We start from the raw sequence: 3,916 nt of genomic DNA, 5'->3' as shown, positions 1-3,916 counted from the left end.
CACCTTTTTATGTTTGAACTGCACGCTTAAGAAAGTGACGGGGTGCGACGTTCTGGAAAAGGATCGGCTTAGAGACTTACTCACCCCCTCGCGCACTTCTCCGAGAATGTTGTAAATACTTATCAAGTTTTAAGGGGCCAAGACAGTGGCAATGTCGACGGGATGATATGCAAGCACCGAGATCATCACGGTGGTTTCGATGAAAGCGAACGCAAACTCCTTGACCTCAGCGAGATCGCGCAATTGTGCCCATCCTTGACCACGAACTGCAATCTCGGGAAGGATAGACTCGGTTCCCGTGAACTGCGCTTGTGCTTGGCTTGCTGCAAACAGCAGAACCGCCGCCAATGGAATAATAGTCAAGTTATCCATCTGTCTTTTGTAATGTATTCAGTTTTTTCGCTTCACCGAGATAATGCAATTGGCATGACCCGGATGCAAAGCAGGAAGGTCACGCCCAACAAGGTCGATAGACCCAACGTGCCGAAGCGCGCCAGCGACCGTGACACGGCGGTTGGTCAACGTCTTGCGCTGACCATGACCACTGGCAAGGCAATCCCATGACCCACGACCATTTGCATCTGCAAAACTTGGTGGGTTGTGTTGCGCCTGACGCCCGGGTGCAGCGGTGATGTGGCGTGATGCTACCGGAGCTTGGGTAACCTGCGTTTTGTGGCTAGACGAGCCACCTTGAGGTTTGGGCTTCTGAGCATTCGGTCGCGGCCTTGGCCTCGGAACTGCGACAGGTGTCGCCTGCGGTTTGGCTTGTGGTGCGGATGCTGGGCTTTGCGGTTTCAGCGAAGGGATCAAATAGGGCGTGCCTTGTGGCGTTTTTGACGGTACCGCCTGCGGCACCTGATTTGGCACGGCCACCGGTTGAGGATTCGGCACGGCACCACCCGTGAAGCTTGGCTGTGGAATCGGTTGAACGATGATGGTGGCAGGCACCTGCCCATAACCTACGAAAGTCTGAGGGGGTTGCGGTTGAATCGTGATAACGGGCGAAAAGCCGGTGAAAGACGGTGTCGGAACCGGAGTGACAGTTGGCACAGGCGAAACGCCCGTGAATGTTTGTTTGGGAAGAGGTTGCAAAATGATCAGCGGGCTGTTCCCGGTGACGTCCGGACCGCGTTGACCTTGTGGCGGCGTTACAGAACTGGTGCCGGAAATTGTCTGACCCGGTTGAGGCTGCACAACAATGACCTGTGTCGTGACCACCGGAGGTGTCTGCGGCACGCCGGGGCCGGTTTGAGGCTGCTGTGTGGACGTTGGCACCTGCGACGGGAGAACCGTCGGAGCAGTATTGCCGCTGCCACCGCCGCAATTCGAACCCTTATGGGGATTTCCGACACCGTTGCACCACCCATAGTGATTACCACCAGAAAATGCCGACGTGGCGGCGCAGATCAGCGTAGCGGTTACCAAACCCATATGTTTCTGTTTCATGCCGTTACCAACTTTTAGATAATGCGAGATAGAGTGCAGGATCGCCGCTGTCTGTGTCCGGACCGGAGGCCATCGGAACTGCAACGTAGCTCTGAATGAACACTCCGTTTGGAAGCTCCGCATCGAGGCCGATCCCCACCGAAGACAAGACCTCATCTGACTGTTCGACTGGCGAGGGGTCGTTGTTTTGGATGTATCCAACATCAATGAAACCAAAGGGCCGGACGCGCCTTATGTAGTTGGCAGTCGGGAAAAAATCGCGTCCAGCCTGTAAAGTTACCGAGAAGCCGCTGTCACCTTTGCTTTCGGCAAAGATGTAGCCTCGTTCTTCATCAATGCCGCCCAGATAGAACTCTTCTATCCCAGGCAACCTGTCCGGACTGTACTGACCCCATACTTCGGCGCTGAATACGGAATTTTCTCCAAACCATGTCACAGGCTTTTGGTATCCACCACCCGCTCGCAGATGCCAGAAATTCTTGTCGCCGTCGTCAAACCCTATCGCGTCGCTGGTCCGCTCGCCTATGGCCAGGTTCACAGCATATTCGTAGGCACCACCGTGATCGAGTGCTCTTCCATGGATCCACGAGGCGCTCAAGACTTTGACCTCGCTTTTGAAATCGATTGTCGAGCCGTCCAGATCAGAATCTGAGGACGTGCGGCGAAGTTCGATCAGGCCATAGCCGTAGCTATGAACATCCCGCACGAAGGGATGTGCCAGAGCCAAAATGACTGTGTTGCCTTCCAGATCTGTCTGGCTCAGCGTTCCGCTCGCATCACGATCGCCGACGACATTGCCGAGGTAGGCTTCGGCGTAGGTTCCGGCACTACTGACTGGAAAGCGGTAAATCAAAGAGCCGTAAAGGTCGCTGTCTCCATCCTCCAGACTTTCCGTGCCAGAAAGCTCAAAACGGAAAAGATCGCCCGGCGTTAACAAACTGACAAATTCCTGGCTGAAAGTCAGCGTTACCGCATCTCCGAATTCGCGCGACGGGTTATCCAATGTGACATAGCCCGAAGAGGTGTCCAACTGCTCTGCCACGATCCGGACGTGGGCGGCATCGCTGCCCTCCGGATAGGTGATTTCCGCCGAGGCATTTATTGATTGAATGTCCTCAACAAGCATGATGGCACGTTCGAATTCGCTTAGCCGCACTGCCAGTTTGCCGATGACGGGTTCGAAGTACCCCTCGATCAACTTGAAGGTTTTTGCATCGACACCTTCAATTGAAATCGAACCAATCAAACCTTCATCCACGATGATGGTACGACCGTCAGGCGAGACGCTTGCCGATGCGAGGAAATACCCGTCTTCGCGATAGATGGTTTCGATCGCGGCCGCGATGCCGCTGGCGGTGACCCGGCCCGTTCGTTGTACATCGACCTGCGCGGCATAGCTAAGAATTTCGGAACCATTATATGCGCCAACGCCCCGGACTTCGAAAGTCTGTTCAGCAGCGACTGCAGGGATTTCATTCGCGGATGCAATCGGAGCGACAACAGTAGCGAATATCGAAAAAAGATATGCGAGATAGTTTCTGGTTTTGCCTGCCATTCAGTTAGTTCCGTTTTTTGTTTCGAAGAGCTTAGGCCGATGACATGATTTTCCAAATTCCTTACACCAAACAGGGTTACGAAAAACGAAAAGTTGTTGGAAAAATGTGTCACAGTTTTAAGGGGCCAAGACAGGCAAACACGTCGCATTGGCTTTCACGTTGACCGCCAGGCAAGGCCACCTTGTGTTCTGGGATAGCCAACAGTAACTCAGGTGACCCGCCGAGAAGGTCCGCGATCTCTTGAGGCAAACCATTCGCTGCTTCCCAGGAAAGCGCCGCAGCCATTGCCGAGTATCCGCGTTTCCATTGCTTCTCTGGGTCAGCAAGAAAACGTTGCCAATCATCGGGCCCAACTGTCGGAATGAGTATTTCTACTATATTGAGGTCCCTTTTTTTGGGCCGAAGCGGTTAAGAGTAATCGAAGTGATCACTGGAAATCTGAAGGTCTTGGCTCCAGGTAACCGCGCCATAGGCGTCAGCCGTCCACCACCCTGAGCGTGATGTTGATCCGCCCGCCGCCGTCGAGCAGGCGGCTGCTGCCGAACTTGATCCGGTCGATGCCGTGATAAGCCAGACGCGCCGCGCCACCGATCACCACGACGTCACCCGAGGACAGCCAGACCGAGCGCGTCGGATCGCTGCGCTCGGTACCGCCGACGCGGAACAGCGCCTCGTCGCCAAGCGAGATCGACACCACGGGATAGGAGAAATCCGCTTCGTCGCGATCCTGATGCAGACCCATTTTCGCACCCTCGGTATAATGGTTGATCAGGCAGCAATCCGGCGCGCGTTCGGTTCCGGAATATTCCGCCCAGACCTTCAGGATCGAGGCGGGGATCGCGGGCCACGCAACGCCCGACGGGTGGCGGTCGATATACCGGTAGCCGCGCCGGTCGGAATACCAGCCGTATTTT

Annotated in this window: 5 protein-coding genes; all 5 read right to left on the bottom strand. The window is 55.1% G+C overall.

From position 1 onward, the window contains the following. Nucleotides 1-129: 129 nt before the first annotated feature. Nucleotides 130-372 carry a hypothetical protein gene (locus AC221Y_RS21470; RefSeq protein WP_486708368.1) on the bottom strand — a complete coding sequence of 81 codons (243 nt, stop codon included), beginning with the start codon at nt 370-372 and terminating at the stop codon, nt 130-132. Between the two features lie 18 nt (nt 373-390). Next, nucleotides 391-1,446: a hypothetical protein gene (locus AC221Y_RS21465; protein WP_486708367.1), complete on the bottom strand. Its 1,056-nt coding sequence runs from the start codon at nt 1,444-1,446 to the stop codon at nt 391-393. Between the two features lie 4 nt (nt 1,447-1,450). Next, nucleotides 1,451-3,001 carry a ShlB/FhaC/HecB family hemolysin secretion/activation protein gene (locus AC221Y_RS21460; protein WP_486708366.1) on the bottom strand — a complete coding sequence of 517 codons (1,551 nt, stop codon included), beginning with the start codon at nt 2,999-3,001 and terminating at the stop codon, nt 1,451-1,453. 109 nt (nt 3,002-3,110) lie between these two features. Beyond that, nucleotides 3,111-3,365 (bottom strand): DUF6946 family protein, encoded by a 255-nt coding sequence (locus tag AC221Y_RS21455; protein ID WP_486708369.1) that lies wholly within the window; start codon nt 3,363-3,365, stop codon nt 3,111-3,113. A 112-nt stretch (nt 3,366-3,477) separates the two neighbouring features. Continuing rightward, nucleotides 3,478-3,916 (bottom strand): alpha-ketoglutarate-dependent dioxygenase AlkB (locus AC221Y_RS21450; RefSeq protein ID WP_486708365.1); only part of this gene is annotated, 439 nt, incomplete at its 5' end.

It is taken from the genome of Boseongicola sp., from assembly GCF_057460485.1.
This window is presented reverse-complemented; position numbering and strand designations above follow the sequence as displayed.